General features: G+C 62.4%; 26 protein-coding genes and 1 pseudogene. 11 read left to right on the forward strand and 16 right to left on the reverse strand.

What is annotated here, in order from left to right; translation table 11 throughout:
• Positions 1 to 10: 10 nt before the first annotated feature.
• Complete coding sequence (locus GVL52_RS16450; RefSeq protein ID WP_160009007.1) at positions 11 to 865, reverse strand: MurR/RpiR family transcriptional regulator; 855 nt, start codon at positions 863 to 865, stop codon at positions 11 to 13.
• 220 nt (positions 866 to 1,085) lie between these two features.
• On the opposite strand from GVL52_RS16450, the gene GVL52_RS16455 reads away from it, so the two are divergent.
• Positions 1,086 to 1,799 carry a sulfate transporter family protein gene (locus GVL52_RS16455; protein WP_160009009.1) on the forward strand — a complete coding sequence of 238 codons (714 nt, stop codon included), beginning with the start codon at positions 1,086 to 1,088 and terminating at the stop codon, positions 1,797 to 1,799.
• Positions 1,800 to 1,804: 5 nt separating this feature from the next.
• On the opposite strand, the gene nth is transcribed toward GVL52_RS16455, so the two are convergent.
• Complete coding sequence (gene nth, locus GVL52_RS16460; protein ID WP_200847843.1) at positions 1,805 to 2,611, reverse strand: endonuclease III; 807 nt, start codon at positions 2,609 to 2,611, stop codon at positions 1,805 to 1,807.
• Between nth and GVL52_RS16465 the strand changes: the two genes are divergently transcribed.
• The 3 genes from GVL52_RS16465 to GVL52_RS16475 all read left to right on the forward strand — a co-directional run bounded on the left by GVL52_RS16465 (position 2,610) and on the right by GVL52_RS16475 (position 4,715).
• Complete coding sequence (locus GVL52_RS16465; protein ID WP_160009343.1) at positions 2,610 to 3,122, forward strand: DUF2244 domain-containing protein; 513 nt, start codon at positions 2,610 to 2,612, stop codon at positions 3,120 to 3,122. The genes nth and GVL52_RS16465 overlap by 2 nt on opposite strands.
• Positions 3,123 to 3,202: 80 nt before the next feature.
• On the forward strand, positions 3,203 to 4,075 hold the full coding sequence (locus GVL52_RS16470) for a bifunctional helix-turn-helix domain-containing protein/methylated-DNA--[protein]-cysteine S-methyltransferase (protein WP_160009013.1): 873 nt from the start codon (positions 3,203 to 3,205) through the stop codon (positions 4,073 to 4,075).
• Between the two features lie 82 nt (positions 4,076 to 4,157).
• Positions 4,158 to 4,715 (forward strand): PH domain-containing protein, encoded by a 558-nt coding sequence (locus GVL52_RS16475; protein ID WP_160009015.1) that lies wholly within the window; start codon positions 4,158 to 4,160, stop codon positions 4,713 to 4,715.
• 172 nt (positions 4,716 to 4,887) lie between these two features.
• On the opposite strand, the gene ppk2 is transcribed toward GVL52_RS16475, so the two are convergent.
• The 3 genes from ppk2 to GVL52_RS16490 all read right to left on the reverse strand — a co-directional run bounded on the left by ppk2 (position 4,888) and on the right by GVL52_RS16490 (position 7,528).
• The gene (ppk2, locus tag GVL52_RS16480) at positions 4,888 to 5,805 is read right to left on the reverse strand and encodes a polyphosphate kinase 2 (RefSeq protein WP_160009017.1); all 918 of its coding nucleotides are present in this window, start codon (positions 5,803 to 5,805) and stop codon (positions 4,888 to 4,890) included.
• Positions 5,806 to 6,049: 244 nt separating this feature from the next.
• The gene (locus GVL52_RS16485; RefSeq protein WP_160009019.1) at positions 6,050 to 6,478 is read right to left on the reverse strand and encodes a DoxX family protein; all 429 of its coding nucleotides are present in this window, start codon (positions 6,476 to 6,478) and stop codon (positions 6,050 to 6,052) included.
• Between the two features lie 66 nt (positions 6,479 to 6,544).
• Positions 6,545 to 7,528: a sugar-binding transcriptional regulator gene (locus GVL52_RS16490; RefSeq protein WP_160009021.1), complete on the reverse strand. Its 984-nt coding sequence runs from the start codon at positions 7,526 to 7,528 to the stop codon at positions 6,545 to 6,547.
• A 414-nt stretch (positions 7,529 to 7,942) separates the two neighbouring features.
• Here GVL52_RS16490 and tal point away from each other — a divergent pair, with 414 nt between their 5' ends.
• Positions 7,943 to 8,908 carry a transaldolase gene (gene tal, locus GVL52_RS16495; protein WP_160009023.1) on the forward strand — a complete coding sequence of 322 codons (966 nt, stop codon included), beginning with the start codon at positions 7,943 to 7,945 and terminating at the stop codon, positions 8,906 to 8,908.
• 329 nt (positions 8,909 to 9,237) lie between these two features.
• Here the strand turns inward: tal and GVL52_RS16500 are convergent, their stop codons facing one another.
• Positions 9,238 to 10,074, reverse strand: coding sequence for an amidohydrolase (locus GVL52_RS16500; RefSeq protein ID WP_160009025.1), 837 nt, complete (start codon positions 10,072 to 10,074; stop codon positions 9,238 to 9,240).
• 190 nt (positions 10,075 to 10,264) lie between these two features.
• Here GVL52_RS16500 and GVL52_RS16505 point away from each other — a divergent pair, with 190 nt between their 5' ends.
• Together GVL52_RS16505 and GVL52_RS16510 are read left to right on the forward strand one after the other, a co-directional pair.
• Entirely contained in the window at positions 10,265 to 10,996 is a 732-nt protein-coding gene (locus GVL52_RS16505; protein WP_160009027.1) for an SDR family oxidoreductase, read from the forward strand.
• A 65-nt stretch (positions 10,997 to 11,061) separates the two neighbouring features.
• Positions 11,062 to 11,751, forward strand: a complete 690-nt coding sequence (locus GVL52_RS16510; protein ID WP_160009029.1) for a DUF1345 domain-containing protein — start codon at positions 11,062 to 11,064, stop codon at positions 11,749 to 11,751.
• A 67-nt stretch (positions 11,752 to 11,818) separates the two neighbouring features.
• Here GVL52_RS16510 and GVL52_RS16515 read toward each other — a convergent pair whose 3' ends face one another.
• Complete coding sequence (locus GVL52_RS16515) at positions 11,819 to 11,992, reverse strand: DUF1328 domain-containing protein (RefSeq protein ID WP_160009031.1); 174 nt, start codon at positions 11,990 to 11,992, stop codon at positions 11,819 to 11,821.
• A 174-nt stretch (positions 11,993 to 12,166) separates the two neighbouring features.
• Here GVL52_RS16515 and GVL52_RS16520 point away from each other — a divergent pair, with 174 nt between their 5' ends.
• From GVL52_RS16520 to GVL52_RS16530, 3 genes and pseudogenes are all read left to right on the forward strand, one after another.
• Positions 12,167 to 12,496, forward strand: a complete 330-nt coding sequence (locus GVL52_RS16520; RefSeq protein WP_160009033.1) for a helix-turn-helix transcriptional regulator — start codon at positions 12,167 to 12,169, stop codon at positions 12,494 to 12,496.
• Positions 12,493 to 12,972 (forward strand): annotated as a pseudogene (locus GVL52_RS16525) (SRPBCC domain-containing protein). The gene GVL52_RS16520 and the pseudogene GVL52_RS16525 overlap by 4 nt, the downstream one beginning before the upstream one ends.
• A gap of 27 nt (positions 12,973 to 12,999) precedes the next feature.
• Positions 13,000 to 13,413 carry a GFA family protein gene (locus GVL52_RS16530; protein ID WP_160009035.1) on the forward strand — a complete coding sequence of 138 codons (414 nt, stop codon included), beginning with the start codon at positions 13,000 to 13,002 and terminating at the stop codon, positions 13,411 to 13,413.
• Between the two features lie 86 nt (positions 13,414 to 13,499).
• Here the strand turns inward: GVL52_RS16530 and GVL52_RS16535 are convergent, their stop codons facing one another.
• The 6 genes from GVL52_RS16535 to GVL52_RS16560 all read right to left on the reverse strand — a co-directional run bounded on the left by GVL52_RS16535 (position 13,500) and on the right by GVL52_RS16560 (position 20,139).
• Positions 13,500 to 14,927, reverse strand: a complete 1,428-nt coding sequence (locus tag GVL52_RS16535; protein WP_160009037.1) for a gamma-aminobutyraldehyde dehydrogenase — start codon at positions 14,925 to 14,927, stop codon at positions 13,500 to 13,502.
• 50 nt (positions 14,928 to 14,977) lie between these two features.
• On the reverse strand, positions 14,978 to 15,793 hold the full coding sequence (locus tag GVL52_RS16540; RefSeq protein WP_160009039.1) for an ABC transporter permease: 816 nt from the start codon (positions 15,791 to 15,793) through the stop codon (positions 14,978 to 14,980).
• Complete coding sequence (locus GVL52_RS16545; protein WP_160009040.1) at positions 15,783 to 16,751, reverse strand: ABC transporter permease; 969 nt, start codon at positions 16,749 to 16,751, stop codon at positions 15,783 to 15,785. Before GVL52_RS16545 ends, GVL52_RS16540 begins: the two co-directional genes overlap by 11 nt.
• Positions 16,748 to 17,734 carry an ABC transporter ATP-binding protein gene (locus tag GVL52_RS16550; protein ID WP_160009042.1) on the reverse strand — a complete coding sequence of 329 codons (987 nt, stop codon included), beginning with the start codon at positions 17,732 to 17,734 and terminating at the stop codon, positions 16,748 to 16,750. The genes GVL52_RS16545 and GVL52_RS16550 overlap by 4 nt, the downstream gene beginning before the upstream one ends.
• Before the next feature lie 203 nt (positions 17,735 to 17,937).
• The gene (locus GVL52_RS16555) at positions 17,938 to 19,095 is read right to left on the reverse strand and encodes an ABC transporter substrate-binding protein (protein WP_160009044.1); all 1,158 of its coding nucleotides are present in this window, start codon (positions 19,093 to 19,095) and stop codon (positions 17,938 to 17,940) included.
• Between the two features lie 135 nt (positions 19,096 to 19,230).
• Complete coding sequence (locus tag GVL52_RS16560; protein WP_160009046.1) at positions 19,231 to 20,139, reverse strand: LysR family transcriptional regulator; 909 nt, start codon at positions 20,137 to 20,139, stop codon at positions 19,231 to 19,233.
• Positions 20,140 to 20,318: 179 nt separating this feature from the next.
• Here GVL52_RS16560 and GVL52_RS16565 point away from each other — a divergent pair, with 179 nt between their 5' ends.
• A complete protein-coding gene (locus GVL52_RS16565; RefSeq protein WP_160009048.1) occupies positions 20,319 to 21,020 on the forward strand; it encodes a hypothetical protein in 702 nt (233 codons plus the stop codon).
• A gap of 355 nt (positions 21,021 to 21,375) precedes the next feature.
• Here the strand turns inward: GVL52_RS16565 and lysS are convergent, their stop codons facing one another.
• The 3 genes from lysS to GVL52_RS16580 form a co-directional block, all read right to left on the reverse strand.
• Entirely contained in the window at positions 21,376 to 22,869 is a 1,494-nt protein-coding gene (gene lysS / locus GVL52_RS16570; protein WP_160009050.1) for a lysine--tRNA ligase, read from the reverse strand.
• Between the two features lie 172 nt (positions 22,870 to 23,041).
• The gene (gltX, locus tag GVL52_RS16575) at positions 23,042 to 24,496 is read right to left on the reverse strand and encodes a glutamate--tRNA ligase (RefSeq protein WP_160009052.1); all 1,455 of its coding nucleotides are present in this window, start codon (positions 24,494 to 24,496) and stop codon (positions 23,042 to 23,044) included.
• Positions 24,497 to 24,717: 221 nt separating this feature from the next.
• Positions 24,718 to 26,487 (reverse strand): SLC13 family permease, encoded by a 1,770-nt coding sequence (locus GVL52_RS16580; RefSeq protein ID WP_160009054.1) that lies wholly within the window; start codon positions 26,485 to 26,487, stop codon positions 24,718 to 24,720.
• Positions 26,488 to 26,662 lie beyond the last annotated feature (175 nt).

The raw sequence follows: 26,662 nt of genomic DNA on the forward strand, positions 1-26,662 counted from the left end.
GGCTGCGCCGCTAGCGGTTCGAATCCTCGCCCAGCATGGTGCTGAATTCGGACATGCGACCGGCGCGCGAGATCGCTTCTTCGCCTGTGGCCATGACGACAGCCGAGGACAGGCAGTCGAGCAGGGCGATGACAGGCGGCAGGTTGTCTGCCTCTCCCGCGCGTGTCGGCGGCAGTGGCAGGATGAGATTGGCCTGATCGAGCATCCAGTTGGCGCTCTGGGCGCTGATCAGAACGACCCTGTAGCCATAACGGCGGGCTATGCGCGCCAGAAGGCGGGCCTTCTTGAAGCGCTGGCTATCGATGATGATAAGCAATGCGTCGTTGCCGTTGACGCGCGCGAAAAGCTCGGCAAAGCGATTTCCGGAGCCATCGAGCGCATGCACGCCGTCGCGCGCCTGGGTCAGGCGCTGGCTGAAATGGGTGGCGAAACTCGCCTGCGAGACATGGGTGGCGATGAAGACCTCGCTTGCCGCGCGGATCATCGCGACGGCCTCGGTCCATTGCGATTGCCCGGTCAGATGGTAGATGTGATGCAGTGCCTGGATCTGTTCGGCGACCAGAACCGCAAGCGGTTTGCCGTCCGATGCATCGACCTGCAGTTCCGACATCGACGCCTGCATCTGCGTCACCGAAACGCCGGAGACGTCGCGGATCTGCACCTTGACGCTATCAAGGCCCTGGTAACCGAGCGCCCGCAGGAAACGCCCGACGGTCATCGGGCTGAGATCCAGCCGGTCGGCCACCGACGCTGCCGTTTCGAACGGCAGGTCATTCAGATGCTCGGTGAAATATTTTGCGATGCGACGTTCGGCAGGGGTGCCGGATTTCGCATATTGGCGGAGCTTCTGAACAAAGTCTTCCACGGCAGCTGTCCCGATTTTCGAAGGCGTTTCTGATCTGCTTGAAACAAACTCTCACGCACGCAAATATTCAGGTGTGTTGCGCAAGTAATCCCGGATGCTGGAAAAAATATATATTACGAAACGCTTTTTAACAACAATCCCGTCAATTTAGCGAAATAATTTCAGCCTTGCCGTTCAAAGATCAGATTCCTACATCATCGCCACAACCGGAGACGTCACAATGATCCTCGAAGCGGCCCGCCTTTCCGCCTCCAATCTCTTCGCTGCGGAAACGCGATCGGTGTTCTGGAAAGTGCTGGGGCTGACGATCCTGGCGCTGATCGGCCTGTGGCTGGCACTGCGCAGCGTCTTCATGACGTTTCTGTTTCCGTGGCTCGCCAGTTTCTTCCCTGATATGCCGGATTGGGCGGGGTGGATGGGTTTCGTGCTGGCGCTGATGGCAGGCATCGGGCTGGCGCTATGTCTCGCCCTGCTGCTTTCGCCGGTCACCGCGCTGATTGCCGGGCTGTTTCTCGACGACGTCGCCGAGGTGGTGGAGAAGCGCGACTATCCTGATGATGTGGGCGGCACCGCGATGCCGCTCGGGCCGGCGATGCTGAGTTCGGTCAAATTCCTCGGCGTCATCATTGCCGGCAATATCGTGGCGCTGTTCCTGCTGTTCATCCCCGGCATCAACCTGATCGCCTTCTTCCTGGTGAACGGCTATCTGCTCGGCCGGGAATTCTTCGAGTTTGCCGCGATGCGGTTTCGCTCGCCGGAAGAAGCGCGGCTGTTTCGGATGAAGCATGCCTCGACGGTGTTCATGGCCGGGCTGGTGATCGCGGTGTTCCTGGCGATACCTATCGTCAACCTGCTGACACCGCTGTTTGCGGCCGGCATGATGGTGCATCTGCACAAGCTGCTGTCGCGCAAGGAACTCGGCGCCCGCGTCTGAGCGTTCTACTCGACGGTCTCGCCGATGAATTGCGGCGGCAGCTCGACCAGTGGTGCCGGGACGTCGCAGGTCTTTTCCGGCGATCGACAGAGATCGGCGATGACGCAGCGCTCGCATTCGGCACGCCGCGCCTTGCAGGTGTAGCGACCGTGCAGGATTAGCCAGTGGTGGGCGTGGTAGAGATACTGTTTCGGGATCACCTTCATCAGGCGGTCCTCGACCTCGTCCGGCGTCTTGCCCGGCGCCAGCCGGATGCGGTTGGCGATGCGGAAGACGTGGGTATCGACCGCCATGGTCGCCTCGCCGAAGGCCATGGAAAGCACGACGTTGGCGGTCTTGCGGCCAACGCCCGGCAGCATTACCAGCTCGTCGCGAGTGCGCGGCACGACGCCGCCGAACAGTTCGACCAGCATCCGCGACAGGGCGATGACGTTCTTTGCCTTGTTGCGATAGAGCCCGATCGTCTTGATGTAATCGCGGACCCGGTCTTCGCCGAGATCGAGCATCTTTTCCGGCGTGTCGGCGACCTTGAACAGCGCCCGCGTCGCCTTGTTGACGCCGGCATCGGTTGCTTGCGCAGACAGCGCCACGGCGACGACCAGCGTGAACGGATTGGAGTGCTCCAGCTCGCCCTTCGGCTCCGGCCGCTGGACCGAGAAGCGGCGAAACATTTCGACGCGCTCGGCCTCTCTGTAGATCGAGCGGAACGTCGCCGGCTTCTTGGCGCGGACGATCACTTTCTCGGGCTGCGACGATGTGGCTGCGGATTTGAGTTTCGGGCTGGACATGGACAATCTATACTCGGCAGCCATGACGGAAAGCAACGCCGACAGCGCCACTCAACAGGCTGTTTTGGATCAGCCCGTGTTTGCAGCCGAGCTCTTTCCCCACCGGTCGCTCGGCCGCAAGGGGTTCAGGGTGCTTCTGCTGCTGACGGGCGGGTTCTGCCTGCTGTACGGGATGTTCTTCATCGCCACCGGCGCCTGGCCGATCGGCTTCTTCTTCGGTCTGGATTTTCTGCTGCTCTACGGTGCCTTCCGGCTCAACTACCGCTCGGCGCGGACGCGCGAGGTGGTGACGGTGTCACGCACGGACATCCTGGTGCGCAAGATCGCCCCGTCGGGCCGGACGGTCGAGCATCATTTCAACCCGTTCTGGTCCCGCTTCCTGGTGCGCCGGCACGACGAGATCGGCATCCTGTCGATGCATATTTCGGGGCAGGGGCGTGGCACCGATATCGGCTCGTTTCTCAACCCGGATGATCGCGAAAGCTTCGCAAAGGCGTTCAAGCGGGCGCTGGCGACGGTCAAGCAGCGTATCTGAGCACTCCTGCGGATGGCGGCAAGAATCGGGTGGCTTGGCCGATGCCCCTTGACTATCTCCTTGTTGCAAGGAGAAAGATCATGAACATGATAGCCAAGCTGAACCAAGACATCACGCCCGATGGTCCCGACTACGAGACGGTGCGCCAGGTGATCGAACTGATCACCGAGGATTACCGTGACCAGCCATCGCTGGAAACGATTGCCGCGCGCCTCAACCAGTCGCCGACGCAGCTGCAGAAGACGTTCACCCGCTGGGCCGGTCTTTCCCCCAAGGCTTTCCTGCAGGCGGTGACGCTCGATCACGCCAAGCGGCTGCTGCGGCAGGAAGCGCTGCCGTTGCTCGAGACCTCGCTGGAAGTCGGGCTCTCCGGCCCGAGCCGGCTGCACGACCTGTTCGTTACCCATGAGGCGATGTCGCCGGGCGAGTGGAAGGCGCGTGGCGGCGGGCTGACGATCCGCTACGGCTTCCACCCGTCTCCGTTCGGCATCGCGCTTGTGATGGTCACCGATCGCGGCCTTGCGGGTCTTGCCTTCAGCGATATCGGCGACGAGACGGCCTGTCTCGAGGACATGACCTGCCGCTGGCCGAATGCCGAATATGTGGCGGATCGGGAGGCAACGATCGCCTATGCCGCGCGGATTTTCGAGCCGGGCCGCTGGACCTCGGATCAGCCGCTTCGAGTGGTGCTGATCGGCACGGATTTCCAGGTTCAGGTCTGGGAAAGCCTGCTGAAGATCCCGTTCGGCAGGGCGGTGACCTATAGCGACATCGCCAGCGACATCGGCCGACCGACGGCGATGCGGGCGGTGGGGGCTGCGGTCGGTGCCAACCCGATCTCCTTCGTGGTGCCGTGTCACCGGGCGCTCGGCAAGAGCGGCGCGCTGACGGGCTATCACTGGGGACTGACGCGCAAGCGGGCGATGCTCGGGTGGGAGTCGGCGCACGCGTGATTGCAAGGCTTGGGCAAATGTAGGTGAACGTTAATTCGTAGCCATTATGGTCCGTGCGGTTGAGACGATCCGGGGGCGGTGCATGGCGGCGTATAGTCTGAATTCCAAGCTGGCGCATGGCGAGCGGGTGCTTTGGAGTGCGGCACCTGCGCAGGGCCTGCTGTTGACCAGCCGCGACCTATTGATGATCCCGTTCAGCGCCGTCTGGCTGGCATTTGCCGTGTTCTGGCTGTCGATGGTCACGCACCAGGGCGCGCCGGCGTTCTTCTATCTCTGGGGCGCGATGTTTGTCTGCATCGGCCTGTTTTTTGCCGTGGGCCGGTTTGCCGTCGATGCCTGGCTGCGCAGCCGCACGCTTTATGCCGTGACCGACCAGCGGGTGATCATTCTGCGCTCCGCACCTTTCGCACGCTTTACGTCGATCGAGCTCGACCGCCTGCCGGAGCTGAACCTCATCGGCGACGGCGCCACCAAGGGGCATATTCGTTTCGGGTCGTCGACGTCGCTGTTCGGCAATCGCTCGATGTCGGGGTTGATGCCGGCGCTCGATCCGACACCGCAATTTCTGGGCATCGCCAAGCCTCAGGTGGTGCTCGATCTGATCAGGGATGCCGGGCAGAAGGCCCGGGCGCAGGCCTGATGGGTGGCGCTGTTTGCACTGACGTTCGAGGTGCGCCTATATTCTGGGGCGTTTGAGTGGGATGCCGCCGTTGGTCTTTTCTCCCTCTCGGGAGCGAGAAGGTGCAGGCGGGGCAGGTGCAACTCGTTGCACCTGGGATGAGGGTGACAGCCGCCACCCTCTCGATATTTGCTCAATACTTCGACGGCACGTAGAGTTCAGGCGGCAGGACCTTGCGTTCGTAATCCGGGTTGAACACGCGCTCCGGCAAAGCAATCTCCTCGTGCGGGACGTCCTCATAGGGAAATTGCGACAGCAGGTGGGCGATGCAGTTGAGGCGGGCGCGCTTCTTGTCGTTGCCCTCGACGATATGCCACGGGGCTTCGGGAATATTGGTGCGGGCGAAGGTTTCTTCCTTGGCCTTGGTGTAGGATTCCCAGCGAACACGCGATTCCAGGTCCATTGGCGACAGCTTCCACTGCTTCAGCGGATCGTGGATGCGCACGAGGAAGCGCAGCTGCTGCTCTTCGTCGGTGATCGAGAACCAGTATTTGACCAGGCGGATGCCGGAACGCACCAGCATGCGTTCGAATTCGGGAACGTCGTTGAAGAACTGCTCGACCTGGTCCTCGTCGGCAAAGCCCATGACCCGCTCGACGCCGGAGCGGTTGTACCAGGAGCGGTCGAACAGCACGATTTCGCCGCCGGCCGGCAGATGCGGCACGTAGCGCTGGAAATACCATTGCGACTTTTCGCGGTCGGACGGAGCCGGCAATGCCACGACGCGGGCGACGCGCGGATTGAGCCGCTGGGTGATGCGCTTGATGACGCCGCCCTTGCCGGCGGAATCGCGGCCTTCGAAGATCACCACCACCTTTTCCTTGTGATAGGTGACCCAGTCCTGCAGCCGGATCAGCTCGGCCTGCATGGAGATCAGGGCGCGGAAATAGTCGATGCGCGGCATCGAGGGCGGGTGCGCCTTGCGATAGATCTTGCGGATCTCTTCCGACAGAGCCGGTTCCGAGAGTTCGAGTTCGTAATCCTCATCGAGCGTATCGGCCAGTTCGGCTTCGAGCCAATCGTGTGAAGGCGTGCCGTTGGAGTTGGTCATCTCGAATCCTTGGTGTGGATGTGTGGGTGAGCTCTGTCGCCGGAGCGGGTTGGTCGGCCATGCATCGCGCTTCAGAAGACTGCCGGCGGCATGAAGACTATCATGAAAGCAGGCACGAGGAGGGCGACTCACGCCGCCAAATAAGCAGCGTCTCATGAAGGATATATGACAGCAGGGCGAACAGACAGGCAGCGGCGCAGCTTTGAGGGCGACCGGGAGCATGTCCACCCGGATGGTGCGGCCGCTATGGGTGTCGCGCAAAGGGCCAGCGCGTGACCTTGCCGGCAAACAAAGCCCACCAGACGATGGCCGGCTGCAGGGCCAGACGCGGCAAATGATACCACCAGCCCAGCGTGGCCGTGGCCGAGCCGAGATCGTGCATTGCATGCTTTATATTGGCCGGGAACACGAAGACGGCATAGAGCGCCAGACAAATGCCGGCCGAGCGGCGGAACCTCGTCGTCATCAGGCCGATGGCGCCGGCGAGTTCGCATAGGCCGGTGAGGGCGATCACCGTGGCGGGAAGGGGGACCCAATCCGGGGTGATCGACAGAAAGACGCCGGGGAAAAGCAAATGGGCGAAGCCGGCGATGGCGTAGAAGGCGACGAGGACAAATCTGCCTGTCGGGCTTTCCGTCTGTTCGACGCCTTCATTTTCTGCTGCTTGGGTCATCAAGCATTTACGCAGATGATCCGCGGCCGGATGACCGCTTGCCCGAGATGACGCCGATGTGATCGGCTAAGCCGCGTTCGCCAGCTCCAGCAGCGCCTTGGCGGCGCTCTCGTCGGTGATCAGCGTGTTGCAGCCGATGCGCTTGATGGTGGCGCTGATGGCGACGGCGCGGTGGGCGCCGCCGGAGGACAGCACGATGTGTTTTGCCTTCTTCAGCGTGTCGAGATCGACGGACATGACGCGGCTGTTGATCGAGTGGTCGATCGTGTTGCCGTCCTTGTCGAGGAAGTTGAACATGGTGTCGCAGACGCAGCCGGCGTCGATCAGTTGCTGCAATTCGGCCTTGGAGATCCAGCCTTCCGACAGCGAGGTCGAGTGCGGGCCGATATCGCCGCAGCTGACAATGGCGAGATCGAGCGTTTCGGCCAGGCGGTAGATGGCGTCCAGCCCGCATTTTTCGATCAGGTTGCGCTTGGTCTCGGTGGAATCGACCAAGAGCGGCGCGAGGAACATGTAGCATTCGGCGCCGAGCTGGTTTGCCAGCCGCCAGGTGTAGTCGATCGGGTTGGTCTGATGGACGGCGACGATGCCGCCAAGCAGCGAAACCACCTTGCAATTGTCGCGGCGCGGCGGGCGGAAGCTCGACAGCGAGGCGGTCATGGTGCGGCCCCAGCCGACGCCGATGGTGTAATTGTCGGGGATGGCTTCGGAGAGGAACTGGCCGAGCGCCAGGCCGACGCTTTTCGCCAGCGCATTGGCATCGGTGCTGACAGGTGCCGGCACGACGATCGCCTCGTCCAGTCCATAGGCGCGCTCCAGCTTCACCGACAGCTCGACGCAATCGCCGATCGAATCGTTGATCCAGATCTGCACCTCGCTGCGCTTCATCGCCTCGTCGAGCAGACGGATGACGGTGGTGCGGCTGATGCCGAGCTGCTCGGCGACATCCTTCTGCGTCAATCCCTGGTTATAATAGAGCCAGGCAGCGCGCAGTCTGAGGGAGGAGGCTTCCGAATAGGCGGTGTGCGTGCCGCGTTTGAGCTTGACCACATCTCCTCCGAAGCGAATTGCGCCCTAGATCTGTTCTTGATCTAAGGCATGAGCTTTGCGTCGGGGGATAATGACCGGTGTGACACTTATGTCAATTGAAATGCACAAATGTCCTTGACATAGTGTGCTCGGAATAGCGATAGTCTTACCGACAAGTCGCTCCGTCCGTTCAAGGAGGCAATGTGCGGGCAAATGGGTCGTCACGACAGGCTTTTGCGCTGCGGGCTGATAGGCCTGCGCGAGTCGTTTTGTCGAGTGACGATGCCGGAACGACAAGACCCTCTCTAACGTTTACAGGCTATCCGTAACAGACGGCCGCGATTTCACGTGCAGCATACGGTTCATTCCGTAGATCACCTCTTTGCCGGGCGGACATCGCCCCCGGTCCGCAGCTCAAGTCAGAAGGACACGATCATGACATCCAAGCTTGACCAACTCCGCGAAATTACCACCGTCGTTGCCGACACCGGCGACATCGAAGCGGTTGCCCGCCTGAAGCCGGTCGATTGCACGACCAATCCCAGCATCGTTCTGAAGGCACTCGGCACGCCGATGTTTGCCGACGCGATCAAGGAAGCCGTTGCCTGGGGCAAGAAGCAGGGCGGTTCTTCGGAAGCCGTTTCGTCGGCGGTTGCCGATCGTCTCGCCATCTCCGTCGGTGCCGCATTGTCGAAGCTGGTCCCCGGCCGCGTCTCGACCGAAGTCGATGCCGACCTTTCGTTCGACACCAAGGCATCGGTTGAAAAGGCACACGGCATCATCGCCGGCTACAAGGAACGCGGCATCGAGAAGGATCGTATCCTGATCAAGCTCGCTTCCACCTGGGAAGGCATTCGCGCTGCCGAAATCCTGCAGAAGGAAGGCATCGACTGCAACCTGACGCTGTTGTTCTCGAAGGCACAGGCGATCGCCTGCGCCGACGCCAAGGCATTCCTGATCTCGCCCTTCGTCGGTCGTATCCTCGACTGGTACAAGAAGTCCACGGGCAAGGATTTCACGCCTGAGGAAGATCCGGGCGTGGTTTCCGTTCGCGACATCTACAACTACTACAAGGCCAACGACATCAAGACGATCGTCATGGGTGCCTCGTTCCGCAGCGCCGGCGAAATCGAAGCGCTGGCCGGTTGCGACCGCCTGACGATCGCGCCGAACCTGCTCGATGAGCTGGCCAAGGACGAAGGCAAGCTCGAGCGCAAGCTGTCGCCCGAGATCATCAAGCCGGCGCCGAAGATCGCCGTCGACGAGAAGACCTTCCGCTGGATGATGAACGAAGACGCGATGGCGACCGAAAAGCTCGCCGAAGGCATTCGCGCTTTCGCCAAGGATCTGGGCATCCTGCGCACCATGGTGCAGAAGGAACTGCAGCTCGCAGCCGCTTAAGGTTTTCGGGTAAATTGATTGGAAGGGCGGTGCCGATGGCGCCGCCCTTTTTGCGTTTTGGTGGTTGGCAACGCCACCCTCATACCTGTGTTCGTGCCTTGCCGGAGCGATGTCACAGGCATGCAGCCACGGCGTGTCTGTGCCGTGAATGACGCTTTCTCGCATGCAGAGAGTAGAACAGCCTCTCGCCGCGCAGACGCGCGTCGGCTCGACCCCACCACAAGGGTGAGGATGGGGGAGAGGGAGGGTGTTCGCGCGAACGACCGAAACGTGGCGGTAGGGCGCACCCGCGGGGTGGCCTTGTCGTTGCGCCGGCACTCCCTCACATCTCACACCGACCAGATACGCCTCGCATTGCCCTGATACAGCGCATCGCGCTCATCGGCGCTGCAGCCTGCCGTCAGCGCATGCGTCGCGGCCACCCAGGCGGTCAGGCCGTGGGCGAGGGTGCAGACCGGCCAGTCGCTGCCCCAGACCACCCGGTCCCAGCCGAAGCTTCCGATCGTGTGTTCGACATAGGGGCGCAGGCTCTGGACCGACCAGGTCTCGAGATCGCCATAGGCGATGACGCCGGAGATCTTGGCGGTGATGTTGGGGCGGCGGGCGAATTCGGTGATGCCCTTGTGCCAGACGGCGCTCATGCCGTGCTTGATCGGCGGGTTGGCGCAGTGGTCGAGGATGAAGCGGACATCGGGATTGAGATCGACAAGCGCCAGGATGCGCTCGAACTGGTGCGGGAAGACGCAAAGGTCGAAGGTCAGGCGGGTGTTTGCGAGGCGTGCGATGTTGTCGCGGAACAGCGGGCGCTCTGAGGTGTCGTCGGGGGCGACGTGCAGCACGCGGCGGAAACCCTTGATGAAGGGATCGGCGAGGCAGCGTTCGAGATGGGCGGCAAAGCCATCCTCCTCGGGGCGGCAGGCGGCGATGGCGCCGCGCACGAGGCTGCCGGGGCGGGCGGCGAGTTCCTTGATGTAATCGATCTCGGCGTTGATCTGATCCGGCGCGACATCGACCTCCATGTGCAGCACGTTGGAGATGCCGCAGCGGTGCGCATCGCGGGCGTAGTGTTCGTAGAGGCTGTCGCGGTCGAGATCCGGCACATCTGGCAGCCACGGGTAATTCAGTCGCGTCCTGTCCATGACGTGCAGGTGTGTATCGAAAAGCATGCGGTTCCTCCCATCCATGCTGGCGTCCCAGGCCATCCATCCGTCCGGACGCCGGTTTCTCCTCTGCTGAACAGGCCTCCTCTGCTCTGTGTCAGCGTCCGGCGTCGGACAATGTGATTGACGGCATAATGAATATAATGTTTGCATATGAATGAATGCGCCGCAAGCGCCATGCAGCATGGGAGGAAGTATGAGCCACGGTCTGGAAGGCAAGAAGGTCGTCATCACGGCGGCGGGGCAGGGGATCGGTCGCGCCAGTGCCGAGCGGTTCATCGCGCTCGGCGCCCATGTCTACGCCACCGATATCAACCAGGCGACGCTCTCGACGCTGGCCGGTGCAACAACTGAGGTTCTCGACGTGCTCGACGGCGATGCCGTGCGCGGCTTTGCGGCCGATATCGGGCCAATCGATGTGCTGTTCAATTGCGCCGGTTTCGTCCATTCCGGTTCGATCCTCGATTGCGAGGAGAAGGACTGGGATTTCTCGTTCAACCTGAACGCCAAGGCGATGTACACGACCTGCCGCACCTTCCTGCCGGGCATGCTGGAGAAGGGCAAAGGGGCGATCGTCAACATGGCCTCGGTGGCGTCAAGCGTGAAGGGCGTGCCGAACCGGTTTGCCTATAGCGCCTCGAAGGCGGCGGTGATCGGTCTCACCAAGTCGATCGCCTCCGATTTCGTCGCCAAGGGCATCCGTGCCAATGCGATCTGCCCGGGCACGGTCGACAGCCCGTCGCTGCACGAGCGGCTGCGTGCCACCGGCGATTACGACAAGGCGCTCGCCGATTTCATCGGCCGCCAGCCTATGGGACGGATCGCGACGCCGGAGGAGATCGCCGCACTGGTGACCTATCTCGCCGGCGACGAGGCAGGCTTCACCACCGGCCAGATCCATGTCGTCGATGGCGGCTGGACCGGCTGAGGTCATCTTGCTCTGGCCGGTATCAAGCTGATATCAAAGGCAATCTCGGACCGGCGGAGCAGGCGATGGCAGGAAATACACGTGGCGAACCGAGCCGGCTGATGAAGCTGATGCGAAAGCACGCGGTTTTCCTGATTGCGCTGCTGGTCGGCCTCCTGGTGTTCCTGCTGCTGACGACGCGCGAGGTGAATGCCCGCAACCTGCTGGCTGGCTGGAACGTGTCGGCACTCCTGTTCATCGCCGCGACATGGTGGCGGATGCTGCGTGCCAGTGTCGAGAAGATCCGCAAACGATCCGCCGATCTCGATTTTTCCGATTCACTGCTGTTGTTCCTGTCGATCGTCGCAGCCCTTGCCAGCGTCGCGGGCATCGGGCTCGAACTGCATCAGGTAAAGGATGCGGCGCCGGGCGTGGCGTTCGCACGGGCGCTGACGGCGATCGCGACCATCCTGATTTCCTGGGTGTTCCTGCACACGCTGTTCACGCTGCACTACGCCCATCGCTTCTATGGCGGCGATGACGATGGCGATGGGGTGAAGGGCGACGGGCTGAAATTTCCCGAGGGCGTTGCCGAGCCGCTTTACTGGGATTTTCTCTATTACTCCTTCACCATCGGCGTGGCATCACAGACCGCCGATGTGGCAACCACCTCCACCGGGATGCGCAAGCTGACTCTGCTTCATTCTGTGCTTTCGTTCCTGTTCAACACGACGATCCTGGCGCTGGCCATCAATGTCGGGGCCAGCTTGCTTTAAACAACGAAAATCCCGCAGCCGGGTGGCTGCAGGATCTCGTTTTTGCTCGCTTCCGGTATAGGGCTGGCTACAGGATCGCCTGTCCGGCCATCAGCGCCAGCACCAGGAAGATCAGGAAGATCACCAGCGCGATGCCGAAGAGGACGCGGGCGATGGTCGCGGTGGCCGCCGAAACGCCTGAGAAGCCGAAGAAGCCAGCCAGCAGCGAAATCACGAAAAAGATGAGAGCCCATTTCAGCATGGAGGTATTCCTTCTTGTTGGTCGGGTAGAAGACTCTTCAGATCGAAAAAGGTTCCGTATCCAACGGGATAGCCGTGATTTTTCTCGTCCGCTCGGGGTTCTGGAGGCGGCCGGCTCACGCGGTAAAATCAATAAGTATTGACTAATTGATTAGTATTGGCTATTGGATTTTCCATGATCGAAGCCGAAGCCATCACCGCCGTCATGCGCGCCCTTGCCGATCCGACGCGGCGGGCGGTGTTCGAACGCATCGCCAATTCCGACGAGATCACCGTTGTCGAACTGACGCGCGGCAGCAGTGTCACGCAAGGCGCGATCTCGCAGCATGTGAAGGCGCTGAAACAGGCTGGTCTCGTCAGCGAGCGTCCCGAGGGTCGCAATGTCTATTACCGCGTCCAGCCGGGCGGGCTGGCGCCGCTGGCCGACTGGATGAGCCATTACGGCGTGTTCTGGCGCGAGCGATTTGCCGATTTGAGAACCCTGCTGAAGGAAATCGACCCATGAGCCAAGCTGCCAGGCCTAAGACGCAGGCGATCGTCATCGACGAGGTCTTTCCGCATGTGCCGGAGGTGATCTGGGCGGCAATGACATCGGGTGCGCTGATGGGGCGATGGCTGATGGCGCCGAAGGGTTTTGCACCGGTGGTCGGCAACCGTTTCACCTTCCAGACCAATCCGGCCGGCGAATGGGACGGCACCATTCATTGCGAGGTGCTGGAGGTGGTGGCGAATGAGCGGCTGTCCTACGCCTGGAGGGGTGGGCATGAGGGCAATGAGGGCTAAGGCTCGAAGCTGGAGACGGTGGTGACTTTCACGCTGTCGAAGGTAGACGGCGGGACCCGCCTGCAACTGGTCCATTCCGGCTTCGTGCTGCCGAAGAACGACACCGCCTATCGCAATATGAGCGAGGGCTGGAAGACGGTGGTGAAGCGGCTCGATACGGTGGTTGCCGAGGAGGCGTCGTCGCAGACGTTGCATTGAGAGAAGAGGCAAGAGGAGGAGAACGGCATGAACACGTCCTATACCGGCGGCTGCGCCTGCGGTGCGATCCGCTACGAGATCGAAGGCGAGCCGGTCGTCATGCTCGACTGCCAGTGTCGGCAGTGCCAGCGCGACAGCGGCACCGGGCATCAGTCGCACCTGACATTCGTTGCGGCCGAGGTGACGGTTGCGGGAGAACCATCATACTGGCAGACAGTCGGCGATGGCGGGACCGTCAAGCGGCGGGCGTTCTGCCCGACATGCGGTTCGTCGGTGCATCTGACCTTTCCCGATATGCCTGACGTTTTCATCGTCCCGCCGGCAAGCCTCGACGACCCGAGCCGTTTCAAGCCGCAACTGGTGTCGTGGACGGCAGCCGGATATCCGTGGGATCATCTCGATCCGGCCATTCCGACGTTCGAGAAGATGCCGCCGCGCTGATAGCGCGTTGCTGGTTCTTCATTGTGATCAAAGAAAACGCCGCCGTGGTTGCTCTCGGCGGCGTCAATGTTTGCGGTGAGAACCCGTCAGCCGTGATTGATCATCACATGGCGAACGGCGGTGTAATCCTCCAGTGCGTAGACGGACATATCCTTGCCATAGCCGGATTGTTTCAGGCCGCCATGCGGCATCTCGTTGGTCAGCATGAAGTGGGTGTTGATCCAGGTGCAGCCATATTGCAGCTGTGCTGCCGTCTTCATGCCGCGGCTGATGTCCTTGGTCCAGACCGACGAGGCGAGACCGTAGTCGCTGTCGTTGGCCCAGGTGACGGCATCCTCGACATCGGTGAAGCGGGTAACCGAAACCACCGGGCCGAACACCTCGCGGCGAACGATCTCGTCATCCTGGGTGGCGCCGGCAATCACGGTCGGAGCATAGAAGAAGCCCTTGTCGCCGGAGACCTTGCCGCCGGTGGTGATTTCCATGTGCGTGTGCTCGGAAGCGCGGGCCACGAAGCTCTCGACACGGTCGCGCTGGCGCTTGGAGATCAGCGGGCCGATCTCGTTTTCGGTGTCGTCGGCAAGGTTGAACTTGATCGAGGAGACGGCAGACGAGAGGTCGGCGACGAACCTGTCGTAGACCTTGGCATCGGCATAGATGCGGCAGGCAGCGGTGCAATCCTGGCCGGCATTGTAATAGCCGAAGGTGCGGATGCCGGAGACGACGGCATCGATATCGGCGTCATCGAAGACGATCACCGGTGCCTTGCCGCCGAGTTCCAGATGGGTGCGCTTGACGGTCTTGGCAGCGGCTGCGAGCACCTTCTTGCCGGTGGCGACGTCGCCGGTGATCGACAGCATCGATATTTTCGGGTGATTGATCAGCGCGTTTCCGACGCTTTCGCCGCGGCCGAGGATGACGTTGACGACGCCCTCCGGCAGGATGTCCGCCAGGAGCTTCGCCATCTTCAGCGCCGTCAGCGGCGTCTGCTCGGAGGGCTTGAAGACCACGGTGTTGCCGCCGGCAATCGCCGGTGCCAGCTTCCAGGCCATCATCATTAGCGGATAGTTCCACGGCGCGATCGAGCCGACGATGCCGATGGCGTCGCGGCGGATCATCGAGGTGTGGCCGGGAATGTATTCGCCGGCAACCGGACCATGCAGGTTGCGCACGGCGCCTGCGAAGAAGCGGTAGCAATCGACGATCGCCGGCATCTCGTCATTCAACACGGCATTGATAGGCTTGCCGCAGTTCAGCGCTTCCAGCGTCGCGAAGCCGAGTGCATCCTTCTCGATGGCGTCGGCGATCTTCAGGAGATAGCCGGAGCGCTCGCCGGGCGTCGTCTGCGACCAGCCCTTGAAGGCCTTTTCGGCGGCATCGACAGCGGCATCGATCTGACCAAGCGAGGCTTCGGCGAGGTGCAGCACCGTCTCGCCGGTCTTCGGGTTGAGGATGTTTTCTTCGATCTCGGTGCCCGCTTCGAAGCGGGATCCAATCAGCATCGCGGTGTCCATGATGTTCTCCCTTGTCTTTGGTGGAGCGGGATGGGGGTATCCCGCCCGGGTTATTTTCCGCCGCCGGCAACCTGATCGCCGTCGCGGGTGAGGTAGTAGGCGGCCAGGATCGGCAGGAATGTCACGAGCACGACGACCATGGCAACCACGTTTGTCACCGGGCGCTGGCGCGGGCGGATCAGTTCTTCGAGCATCCAGATCGGCAATGTCGATTGCTGGCCACCGGTGAAGGTGGTGACGATGACCTCGTCGAAGGAGAGCGCAAAGGCCAGCATGCCGCCGGCCAGAAGTGCGGTGCCGATGTTCGGCAGGATGATGTGCCGGAAGGTCTGGAAGCCGTCGGCGCCAAGATCCATCGACGCCTCGATCAGTGAGCCCTGCGTGCGGCGGAAACGGGCGACGGCGTTGTTGTAGACGACGACGACGCAGAAGGTGGCGTGGCCGAGCACGATCGTCCAGACGGAGAACGGGATATCGAACAGGCTGAAGGCGGAGCGCAGCGCAATGCCGGTGATGATGCCGGGCAGCGCGATCGGCAGGATCACCAGCAGCGAGATCGCCTCGCGGCCGAAGAATTTGGTCTGGCTGACGGCGGCAGCACAAAGCGTTCCGAGCAGCAGGGCGATTGCCGTGGCGATGCTGGCGACCTGCACGGAGAGGCCGAGTGCGGCCCAGACATCCGGCCGGTTCCAGGCGACCGCGAACCATTGCAGCGTCAGCCCGGGCGGTGGCCACTGATAGCTCTTCTCCTCGGTGGTGAAGGCATAGACGAAGATCAGCAGGATCGGCAGATGCAGGAACAGCAGCCCGCCGGCGGCGGCGATCCTCAACAAAAGCGGCGAGCCTTGGCCACGATCAGAGCGCATCGAAGGCTCCCTGTTTTTTCGCCAGCCAGAGATAGATGGCCATGATGACGATCGGGACGACGGAGAAGGCGGCGGCCAGCGGCACGTTGCCGGCGGTGCCCTGCTGGGCATAGACCGCCTGGCCGATGAACAGGCGCGACGAGCCGATGATCTGCGGGATGATGTAATCGCCGAGCGTCAGCGAGAAGGTGAAGATCGAGCCGGCGACGATGCCGGGCAAGGCCAGCGGAAAGAGCACGGTGCGGAAGGTCTGGCTCGGCGTGGCGCCGAGATCCGACGAGGCCTCGATCAGGTTCCCCTGGACGCGCTCGAGCGCTGCCTGCGTCGGCAGGATCATGTAGGGCAGCCAGACATAGACGAACACAAGGAAGGTGCCGGTGTAGCTGACTGACAGCGAGTTGCCGCCGATGACGGGCAGCGCGAGGATGCCGTCAAGCACCCAGGAGAGGTGCAGCTTGGCGAATATCCAGGTGAGGATGCCTTCCTTGGCGAGGATCAGCTTCCAAGCGTAGATCTTCACCAGGTAGCTCGACCAGAGCGGCAGCATGACGCCGAGATAGAACAGCGCCTTCCACTTTCCCCTGGCGTAGCGCGCTGCGTAATAGGCGATCGGGAAGGCGACGATGGCGGATGCCAGCGTCACCATGGCGGCCATCAGGATGGTGCGCAGGATGATGTCGAAATTGGTGGGGCTCAAGAGCTGCGCGTAGGTGGCCAGCGTGAATTCGTAGTTCACCAGGCCGGAGAAATCGTCGATCGAGAAGAAGCTCTGCAGCAGCAGCGCCAGCAGCGAGCCGATATAGATGATGCCGAGCCACAGCAGCGGCGGCGTCAGCATTATCAGGAGCAGGAGTTTCGGGTGCCGCCAGAAGGCGTCCGACAGCCCGCCGAAGAAACCGCCGCGGCCGGGCAGGATCGAGGTCGATGCCTCTGCCTCCGTGAGCGCCATCGTCGTCATGCAGCACCATCCATATAATGGATGTCGAGCGGCTGCCAGGCGAGGCGGACATTGGCGCCGACATCGGGCACGGCGCTGCCGGCGGGCAACATGACGTGCAGGCGGGTGCCTTTGACATCGACGGTGAGGCGGGTGGCGGCGCCGAGGAAGCTGGCGTTCTCGACCCGGGATTCGACCCCGTCGCCCGCGAGGCGGATGGCTTCCGGGCGCAGGCTTGCCCAGCGCTTTTCGCCGCCGAGCGTGCCCATCAGCTCGGGAGCGATGACATTCGACGAGCCGACGAAATCGGCGACGAAGCGGGTTTTTGGTCTGTTGTAGATATCCTGCGGCGTCCCTTCCTGGACGATGCCGCCATCGTTGAAGACGGCGACGCGGTCGGCCATCGACAGCGCCTCGCCCTGATCATGGGTGACGAAGATGAAGGTGATGCCGAGCGCGCGCTGCAGGCTCTTCAACTCCTCCTGCATCTGCTCGCGCAGCTTCAGATCGAGCGCGCCGAGCGGCTCGTCGAGGAGCAGCACCTTCGGCTTGTTGACCAGCGCGCGGGCGAGCGCCACGCGTTGCCGCTGGCCGCCCGAGAGCTGGCCGGGCTTGCGGGCGCCGTAACCGGGGAGCTTGACCAGTTCCAGCGCCTGTTCGGCGGCTTTTGTGCGCTCCAGCTTACCAATGCCCTTGACCATCAGCCCATAGGCGACGTTGTCGAGGATGTTGAGATGCGGAAAGAGCGCGTAGTCTTGGAAGACGGTGTTGACGTTGCGGCGATAGGGAGGGACGCCCTCGGCGGTTTCGCCGAAGATCTCGATATGGCCCGCTGTCGGCTGCTCGAAACCGGCGATCAGGCGCAGGCAGGTGGTCTTGCCGGAACCGGAGGGACCGAGCATCGCGAAGAATTCGCCGGGCGCGATCTCGAGATCGACGCTATCGACGGCGCGAACCGGGCCGAAATGGCGCGAGACCTGCTGGAAACGGACGGCGGGGGTCATGGTATGGGGGCTCCGGTGTTTGCGGTTTTCCCTTCGCCCCAAGGGGGAGAAGGTGGCCCGAAGGGTCGGATGAGGGGGCAACACGGTAGGCGCCGCGCCGTCTTCGCTTGCCGCTCAGACGTTCGCTCCTGCGTCGCTCACCCCCTCATCTGTCCTTTGGACATCTTCTCCCCGTCGGGGAGAAGAGAGGCTGCGGGCTAAGCTTACCGCCCGCCGATCACGCCGATATAATCCGACACCCAGCGATGATACGGCACGCACTCGCCCTGTTCGCACTTGGCGGTGGGCGTTTTCCAGAACTTGATCTTGTCGAAGTGATCGAAGCCGTTGGTGGCGCAACCGGTGTCGGTCAACAGTTCGTTGCCCTTGCAGGCGGCAGGCACCGAGGGGACGGCGCCGAACCAGGCGGCGGCATCGCCCTGGGTCTTGGCGGAGAGAGAATGCTCCATCCACATATAGGCGCAGTTCGGATGTTCGCTATCGACATGCAGCATGGTGGTGTCGGCCCAGCCGGTGACGCCCTCATCAGGGAAGGTCGAGGCGATCTTCTGCTTGTCGGCCTGCATCAGGTTGACCTGGAACGGCCAGGAGCCGGAAGCGACGACGCCTTCGTTCTTGAAGTCGTCGATCTGGATCATCGCATCGTGCCAGTAGCGCGACACCAGCTTGCGCTGGCCGCGCAGCAGGTCGAGCGCCGCCTTGTACTGGTCCTCGTTGAGCTCGTAGGGGTTGGTGATCTTCAGGTCCGGCTTGTGGGCCATCAGATAGAGCGCCGCATCGGCGATGTAGATCGGGCCGTCATAGGCCTGGACGCGGCCCTTGTTGGACTTGCCGTCGGGTAGCGTCTGTTCTTCGAACACGACGTTCCAGCTGGTCGGCGCCTTATCCTTGAAGGCGTCGGTGTTGTACATCAGCACGTTCGGCCCCCAGAGATAGGGAACGCCGTAATGGACGCCTGATACCGTATACCACGGCGCGTTCTGCAGCCGCTCGTCGACCTTCTTGAAGCTCGGGATCAGGTCGGTGTTGATCGGCTGGACGCGCTTGCCGGCCACCAGCCGCAGCGAGGCGTCGCCCGAGGCGGTCACGAGGTCGAAGCCGCCTTCGTTCATCAGCGAGACCATTTCGTCCGATGTCGCGGCGGTCTTGACCGAGACCTTGCAGCCGGTTTCCTTCTCGAAGCCGGTGACCCAGTCGTAACTCTTGTCGCTCTCGCCGCGCTCGATATAGCCGGCCCAGGCCACGATGCTGACGGCACCTTCGCCCTTGCCGAGCGCCTTCAGCGGCTCTGCGGCCACGACCTGCGTCACGAAGCTCAGGCTCGCGAGCGCGACCGTGCACGATTTCAGAAGATATTTCATCTGATGTCTCCCGGTTCAGGTGCCACTTTGTGGCGTTTTGTTCCCGGCAGAAAAGGTGACGCGAAAAAGCCGCTTTCGCAAATTCATTTATCAGAATGGCGTTATCGGTTTTTCCGATGGCAAGATGAAAGGTGTCTAGCGCGGCCGGCCCGAGCGCATCGCTTCGGCAATGCCGACAAAGTCGCGCGCCGCCTGCGGCAGGCTCGATCCCTTGCGCCAGACCATGCCGACCTGCACCACCGGAAGCGAGCCGGAGACATCGCGACTTTCGATGCGGTCGCCTTCCAGCGACCAGGGGCGATAGACGAGATCGGGCAGCAGCGCCACGCCGGCGCCGGTTGCCACAAGGCTGCGGACGGCCTCGACCGAGCGGGTGCGGAAAGCCACATGCGGGCGGGCGCCGAGGGCCGACAGCAGCTTGCCGGTGTTCTCCTCGATCTCATCGACCGTCAGCATGATCAGCGGTTCGCGGGCAATGTCGGCGACCGAGATGATATCGGCGGACACCAGCGGATGGCCCATCGGCAGCCAGAGGCGGTAGGGCGAGGTTTCCAGGATTTCGGCCTGCAGCGCCATGCGGTCGCGCAGGTTGGAGATGACCATGACAGCCACGTCCAGTTCGCCGCCGACCAGCAGATGCTCGAGATAGCCGCCATTGTCCTCGATCGCCGAGACCTCGACGCCGGGGCAGGCGCGGCGATAGCGGGCGAGGAGGTCGGAAAGCACGTAGCCGGCGACCAGCGAGGTGACGCCGATATTCAGCTTGCCCGAGAGTTCGTTCCTGTTGCCGGAAAAGCTTGTGCGGGCATCGGAAACGCTGGCGAGGATCTTGGTGGCATGACGCAGGAACTGGTGGCCGTTATGGGTGATGGTCAGGCCGCGCGGGTGGCGATCGAACAGCTCGACGCCGAGATCGGTTTCCAGCTCCTTCAGCGCTTCCGTAACCGAGGATTGCGAGATCGACAGGTTCTGCGCGGCCCGCGTGATGGAACCCTGCTCGGCCACTGCGATGAAATACTGGATCTGGCGAAGCGTGAAGGCCATGGCGTGTTAGAGCATGGCGGTGAGCGCTATTGCAAGCGCGCAGCAGGCTGACCTTTTTTGGTATAAGTCCCTTACTGGCACAAACTTGTTCGCCGTATTTAAGTATTCCGAAACGTCATTTCTCTAGCGTTGAAACCGAGTTTATCGCGTTGGAGTGACTTGATGGCGGAGCAGTTGGCGTGAAGGCCTTACTGCGCATCTTCCGGCCTTCCCGGAAATTGGTTCTGATCATCGGCGGAATTGCCCTGCTTGGGGGCGCTTCCGGCGGCGCAGCACTGTATGTCGGCAAGGACGCCATCCTCGGTCCTCCCTCGGAGACCGTGAACGGCGCCGCATGCACGGACGTCAACCTCGTCACCATCAAGAAGCAGAAGCGGATCTGGATCCGCAAGTACATCAAGACCGAGCCGACCGACGGCATGACCCGGGTGAAGACTGCGCTGAGGGTGGCGAAGGCGGTCTACGAGGCGCAGAAGCCGGATCTGGTGCAGGTGGTGGTGCTCGACACCAATGGCCCGACACTGCGCTCCGACATCCGCGGCCGGGCAATCGGCGCCGACGTCGTCTACATCCCGCATCCCGATGCCGCCGTCGAGAGCATCGAAGGTAACAAGACGTTCACGGCGCGCTATTACGAAGGAACAGCGGCCGCCAACGGCCTGTTCTTCGGCGAGCGCGTCGATCTGCCCGAAGATGAGATCACCACGCTGAACGCGTCCTTCAAGGACGTCACCGACTGTATCGATCCCATCGCGGTCGCGGCGACCGAGGGTGGGGAGGGCAAGTCGGAAAAGCCGAAGAAGGGCAAGGAAGAAAAGCCTGCCGAAGGTGAGAAGGCTGCCGAGGGCGAAGCGGAAGCGGCGCCGGCCGCCGGGCACTGATTTTAAGGATAAGCAGACAAGGGACGCCGCATGTGTGTGGCTTTGTCGTTCCGGTGTCTCCGTAGGCAGCCGTCAATGTGCCGCAGTGTTCACCGCTTGCCGCTCAGGGCTCCCATTTACTCCCTCATTCTCGCCCTTGTGGCGTGAATCTAGCGCGCTCAAGTCCCTGGGCGCAAAAAACCCTTTTCGCTGCGCAGACGCGCGTCGGCTGGATTCCTGTGACGACCACAGGAATGTAGGTGGTGGGGAGGTCCGTGGGCCGTCAGCATGACGAGACAGGGAACAGCAATCTTAAGCATAAAAAAGCGGCGAACCCTTTCGGGCCGCCGCCTTCTTGCAGTGTCTATGACCAGCCTCAGTCGGCCTTGGCGCGGCGGGCCGGGAAGAGGATGACGTCGCGGATCGAGGGGGCGTTGGTCAAGAGCATGATCAGGCGATCGACGCCGATGCCGAGGCCGCCGGCGGGCGGCATGCCCTGGTCGATGGCGTCGAGGAATTCGTCGTCGAGCTGCTTGTCCTTCTCGCCGCGGGCATGGGCCTGCTCGAGCTGTTCGACCATGCGCTTGCGCTGCTCTTCCGGGTCGTTCAACTCGGAGAAGGCGTTGCCCAGTTCCCAGGCGTTGCAATAGGTCTCGAAACGCTCGACGAGGCGCGGCTCGCCCGGCACTTCCTTGGCGAAGGGCGAGATGTCCTTCGGGAAATGGGTGACGTGGCTCGGCTGGATCAGCGTGCCTTCGACCTTCTCTTCGAAGATGAAGGCCAGGCATTCGCCCCAGGTCCAGTCCTTCTCGACTTCGAAGCCGGCAGCCTTGGCTGCAGTGCGGGCTTCTTCGTCGGTCTTCATGGCGAGGAAGTCGATGCCGGTGACGTCCTTGACGGCGTCGGGCATCGGTACGCGCTTGAACGGACCCTTGAAGGACATTTCCTTGTCGCCATAGGCGAATTCGGTGGAGCCGTGGACCCTCATCGCCAGTTCGGCGAACAGGCGTTCGACGAGGTCCATGATGTCCTCGTAATCCGCATAGGCCCAGTAGCACTCCATCATGGTGAATTCTGGATTGTGCCGGGTGGAGACGCCTTCGTTGCGGAAGTTGCGGTTGATCTCGAACACCTTGTCGGTGAGGCCGGAGACCAGCGTGCGCTTCAGGAACAGTTCCGGCGCGATGCGCAGGTACATATCCTGCTTCAGCGTGTTGTGGTGGGTCTTGAAGGGTTCGGCCGTGGCGCCGCCATAGACGGAATGCAGCATCGGCGTCTCGACTTCCATGAAGCCGTCGTCTTCCATGAAGCGGCGGATGCCGGAGACGATCTTCGAGCGCTGCTGGAAGCGGAGCTTGGATTCCTCGTTGCTCATGATGTCGAGGTGGCGCTTGCGATAGCGGATCTCGATGTCGGCAATGCCGTTCCACTTCTCCGGCATCGGCAGAAGCGACTTGGTGAGCATGGTGATCTCGCGGGCGTTGATCGACAGCTCGCCGCGCTTGGTGCGGCGTACCGTGCCGGTCACGCCGATGATGTCGCCGATGTCGATCATGGCGAGCATGGCGCGGGCTTCTTCCGGCGTCACGTCCTTGTGGCTGAAGATCTGGATCTTGCCGCCGGCGTCATGGATATCCATGAACATGCCGGAGTTGCGCGAGGAGTAGACACGACCGGCGACGGTGACGACATCGGTCGTCTCGACATCGGGTTCGAGGTCCTTGTACTTCTCGATCAGCTCGGCATTGGTAATGGTGCGGTGGAAATGCGCGGGATAGACGTCGCCGATCTGCTCGCGCAGCAGCTTCAGCTTCTGGGCGCGAACTTCCGTCGCGTCGGAGGAGAGGGTGGTTTCGGTCTTGTCGGTCATGTCATTTGCCTCATCGATGGGCATGGAATTTTGTCGGTTCAGGTGGCTTGCGCCGGGCTCGGCTTAACCCGCCCCCTTGTGGCGAGGGTCGGAGCGAAGCGGAGGGGAGGGGTTCTCTCGGTGAAAGCCCCTCCCCAACCCCTCCCCACAAGGGGGAGGGACTATCCGCCGCTTATTTCGAGCCAACCAGTGCGGCGACTGCGGTTGCTGCCAGCTTCAACCGCTGGCGCACGACCGAGCGGCCGAGGATGGCCATGCTGTCGAACAGCGGCAGCGAGCGCGACGAGCCGGAGACGGCAACGAACAGCGGCGCGACGATGACCTTGAGCTTCTTGTCCATGCGCTCGGCGATGGCGCGCAGTTCGGCTTCGATCGCTTCGACGTTCCATTCGAGGATCTTTTCCAGATCCGGCTGCACGGTGTTGAGGATCTCGAGGATCTCTTCCGGCGGCGACTTGATCTTGGCGAAGGCCGAAGGCTCGAGGTTGAGGTCGGATTTCAGCAGGAAGCCCATCAGCTCCGGCAGTTCGCCGAGCTTGGAGATGCGCGACTGCGACAGGCCGAGGCCAGCCTTCAGGCGATCGTTTTCCATCGCCCAGGTGAGCACGCGGCTCTGGAACTCTTCTTCCGACATCTTCTCGCGGATCCACCGGCCGTTCAGCCAGTCGAGCTTCTGGATGTCGAAGATGGCGCCGGCCTTGGAGAGGTTTTCCGGGTCGAACTTTTCAGCCAGTTGGGCGATATCGAGCACTTCCTCGCCTTCGGCGATCTGCACGAAGAACAGGCCGAGGAAGTTCATCAGCGCTTCGGGGATATAGCCGAGTGCCGAGTAATAGGAGATCGAGGTCGGGTTCTTGCGCTTCGACAGCTTCGACTTGTCGGCGTTTCTCATCAGCGAGAGGTGCATGAACACCGGCTCGTCCCACTCGAAATAGCGATACAGCAGGATGTGCTTGGGCACCGACGACAGCCATTCCTCGCCGCGGGCCACATGGGTGATCTTCATCAGATGGTCGTCGATGACGTTGGCCATGTGATAGGTCGGCATGCCGTCGCCCTTGATCAGCACCTGCATGTCGACCGAATCCCACGGGATCGAAACGTCGCCATAGACGCCGTCGGTGAAATCGCAGGAGCCTTCGGTCGGGATCTTCATGCGGATGACCGAGCCTTCGCCGGCCGCCATCTTGGCAGAGACTTCGTCGGCCGAATATTTCAGGCAGAGACCGTCATACTTCGGCGGCTTGCCTGAAGTGCGCTGGCCTTCGCGCATCTCGGTCAGGCGTTCGGGCGTGCAGAAACAGCGGAAGGCATGGCCCTTGTCCAGCAGCTGCTGGGCGTAGGGCTGGTACATGTCCTTGCGATCGCTCTGGCGGTATGGGCCGTAGGGGCCGCCGATGTCGGGGCCTTCCGACCATGTCAGGCCGCACCACTTCAGCGCGTCGAGCACCTTGGTTTCGAATTCCGGCGTCGAGCGCGTCGCGTCGGTGTCTTCGATGCGCAGGATGAACTCGCCGCCGTGCTTCTTGGCAAACAGGTAGTTGAAGAGTGCAATATATGCGGTGCCGACATGCGGCTCGCCGGTTGGCGAGGGAGCAATGCGGACGCGGACGCCGGAAGCTGTCATGTTATGTGCCCGTCAAATAAATGCCGGACGGCTTTCCCAGGGAAAGCGACGCTCGGCCGGAAGGAATGCAGATAAGTGGATCAGGAAACCGGCCGGAAAAGGGTGTCCTGCGCGCTTGCCCGGCCAATTGTCCGTTTGGCTGGCTTTAAGGCCATATTCGGCCGCGGACGTCAAGGAAAATGCCGCCCGCGGGCCTTGAGGCGCCGTTGCCAGGCGACGGTTCAGGTCACGGGCCAGACATAGAGCAGCAGCGGCACGCTGACGAGGATGATCAGGAAGGAGAGCGGCAGGCCGAGGCGCGGATAATCGCTGAAGCGATAGCCGCCGGGGCCGAACACCAGCGTGTTGCACTGGTGGCCGATCGGGGTGAGGAAATCGCAGCCGGCGCCGATTGCCACCGCCATCAGGAAGGCGTCCGGCTTGTAGCCGAGCGTCTGCGCGAAGCTTGCGGCGATCGGGGCCATCACCAGCACGGTGGCGGCATTGTTGAGGAAGGGCGTGACCGCCATCGCCGTCACCAGGATCAGTGCCAGCGCGCCGTAATGCGGCATCTGGGCGGCGAAGTGGCCGAGCCAGCCGGCGATCAGCTCGCTGCCGCCTGTCGTCCGCAGCGTATCGGAGACCGGGATCAGGGTGGCGAGCATGATCAGGATCGGGGCGTCGAGCGCCTTGTAGACATCGACCAGCGGGATCACCCGGAAGACGACCATGGCAAGGGCTGCGCAGAAGAACGAGACGGCGACCGGGACGGCGCCGGTTGCGGTGGCGCCCATGGCGGCAAGCAGGATCAAGAGCGGCAGGTAGGCGCGGCGCGAGGTGCCGAGCATGATGTCGCGCTGGGCAAGCGGCAGGCAGGCGAATTCCTGGAGGAAGGCGGGCAGCGTGCGGCGGCTGCCCTGCAGCACCAGCACGTCGCCGGCGCGCAGGCGGACTTCGCTCAGGCGCTCGTTCAGGCGGTGACCTTTCCGGGAGACCGCGAGAAGATTGACGCTGCGGCGGTTGGAGAGCGAGAGCTGCCGCGCGGACCAGCCGACAAGTTGGGATTCCGAGGTGATGACGGCTTCGATCGAGATCAGGTCGCTGCGTTCTGCGGGATCGGCGATCGGCTTGCCCGAGAGTTTCAGCCTGGCGTTGGAGACGATGCGGTCAAGCGCATCGGGGCTGCCCTCAAGCAGGACGGTGTCGCCGCTTTTCAGGCTGATATCGGGGAAGGGCGACAGGCGGGTGTGGCCGCGCAGGATGGCGGTGGCGACCGCGTCGCCATCGCCGAGCTTCAGGAGGTCGCTGAGCGGCTTGCCCTCGACCGTCGATTCCTCGGCCACCGTCGCCTCGGAGAAATAGGCCTTGGCTTCGAGCGCTTCTTCCAGCGACGGGTTCTCGTTCTGTCGCTCTGGCACCAGCCAGTGGAAGAAGATCAGGAAGATGACGCCGACCAGCGCCAGCGTGGCGCCGACCGGGGTGAAGTCGAACATGGTGAAGGGCGTGCCGGTGATCTCGCCGCGCAGGCGCGAGACGACGATGTTGGGCGAGGTGCCGATCTGGGTCATCAGGCCGCCGAGCAGGGCGGCGAAGCTCATCGGCATCAGGTAGAGGGATGGCGACTTGCCGCTCTTGCGGGCGAACTGGAAGGCGACCGGGATCATGATCGCCAGCGCGCCGATGTTCTTGATGAAGGCCGACAGCACAGCGACGACGATCAGCAGCAGCGCGAGCTGGGTGTGCAGCGTGTCGAGATTGGGAAAGAAGCGCTTGATCGCGGTATCGACAATGCCGGAGCGGGCGACGCCGGCGCTGACGACCAGCGCACTGCCGACGATGATGACGATGTCGTCGCTGAAACCCGAAAAGGCCTTGTCGAAGGGAACGAGGCCGACAGCAACCGCCAGCACAAGCGCACAACAGGCGACGAGATCGTAGCGGAACCGATCCCAGATGAAGACTGCCATCATCAGGCCGATGACGCCGAAGGCGAGAATTTGTTGTGTTGTCATGCGTTTCCGGACACTGGGACTGGGCGGCAGGAGAACTCCTGGCGTCAGCGGATAAGTGTGCCGCGTGCCGCGCTATTCAATGCCGTCACGGTCGCAAAATATCGGGATGCTGCCATTGACGGCATCGATTTTGCTTGAAGCGGCGAGTGCCGGTCGGGATTGAGACGCGCGTGTC

The organism is Rhizobium sp. 18055 (genome assembly GCF_902706285.1).
Classification (GTDB): Bacteria; Pseudomonadota; Alphaproteobacteria; order Rhizobiales; family Rhizobiaceae; genus Rhizobium.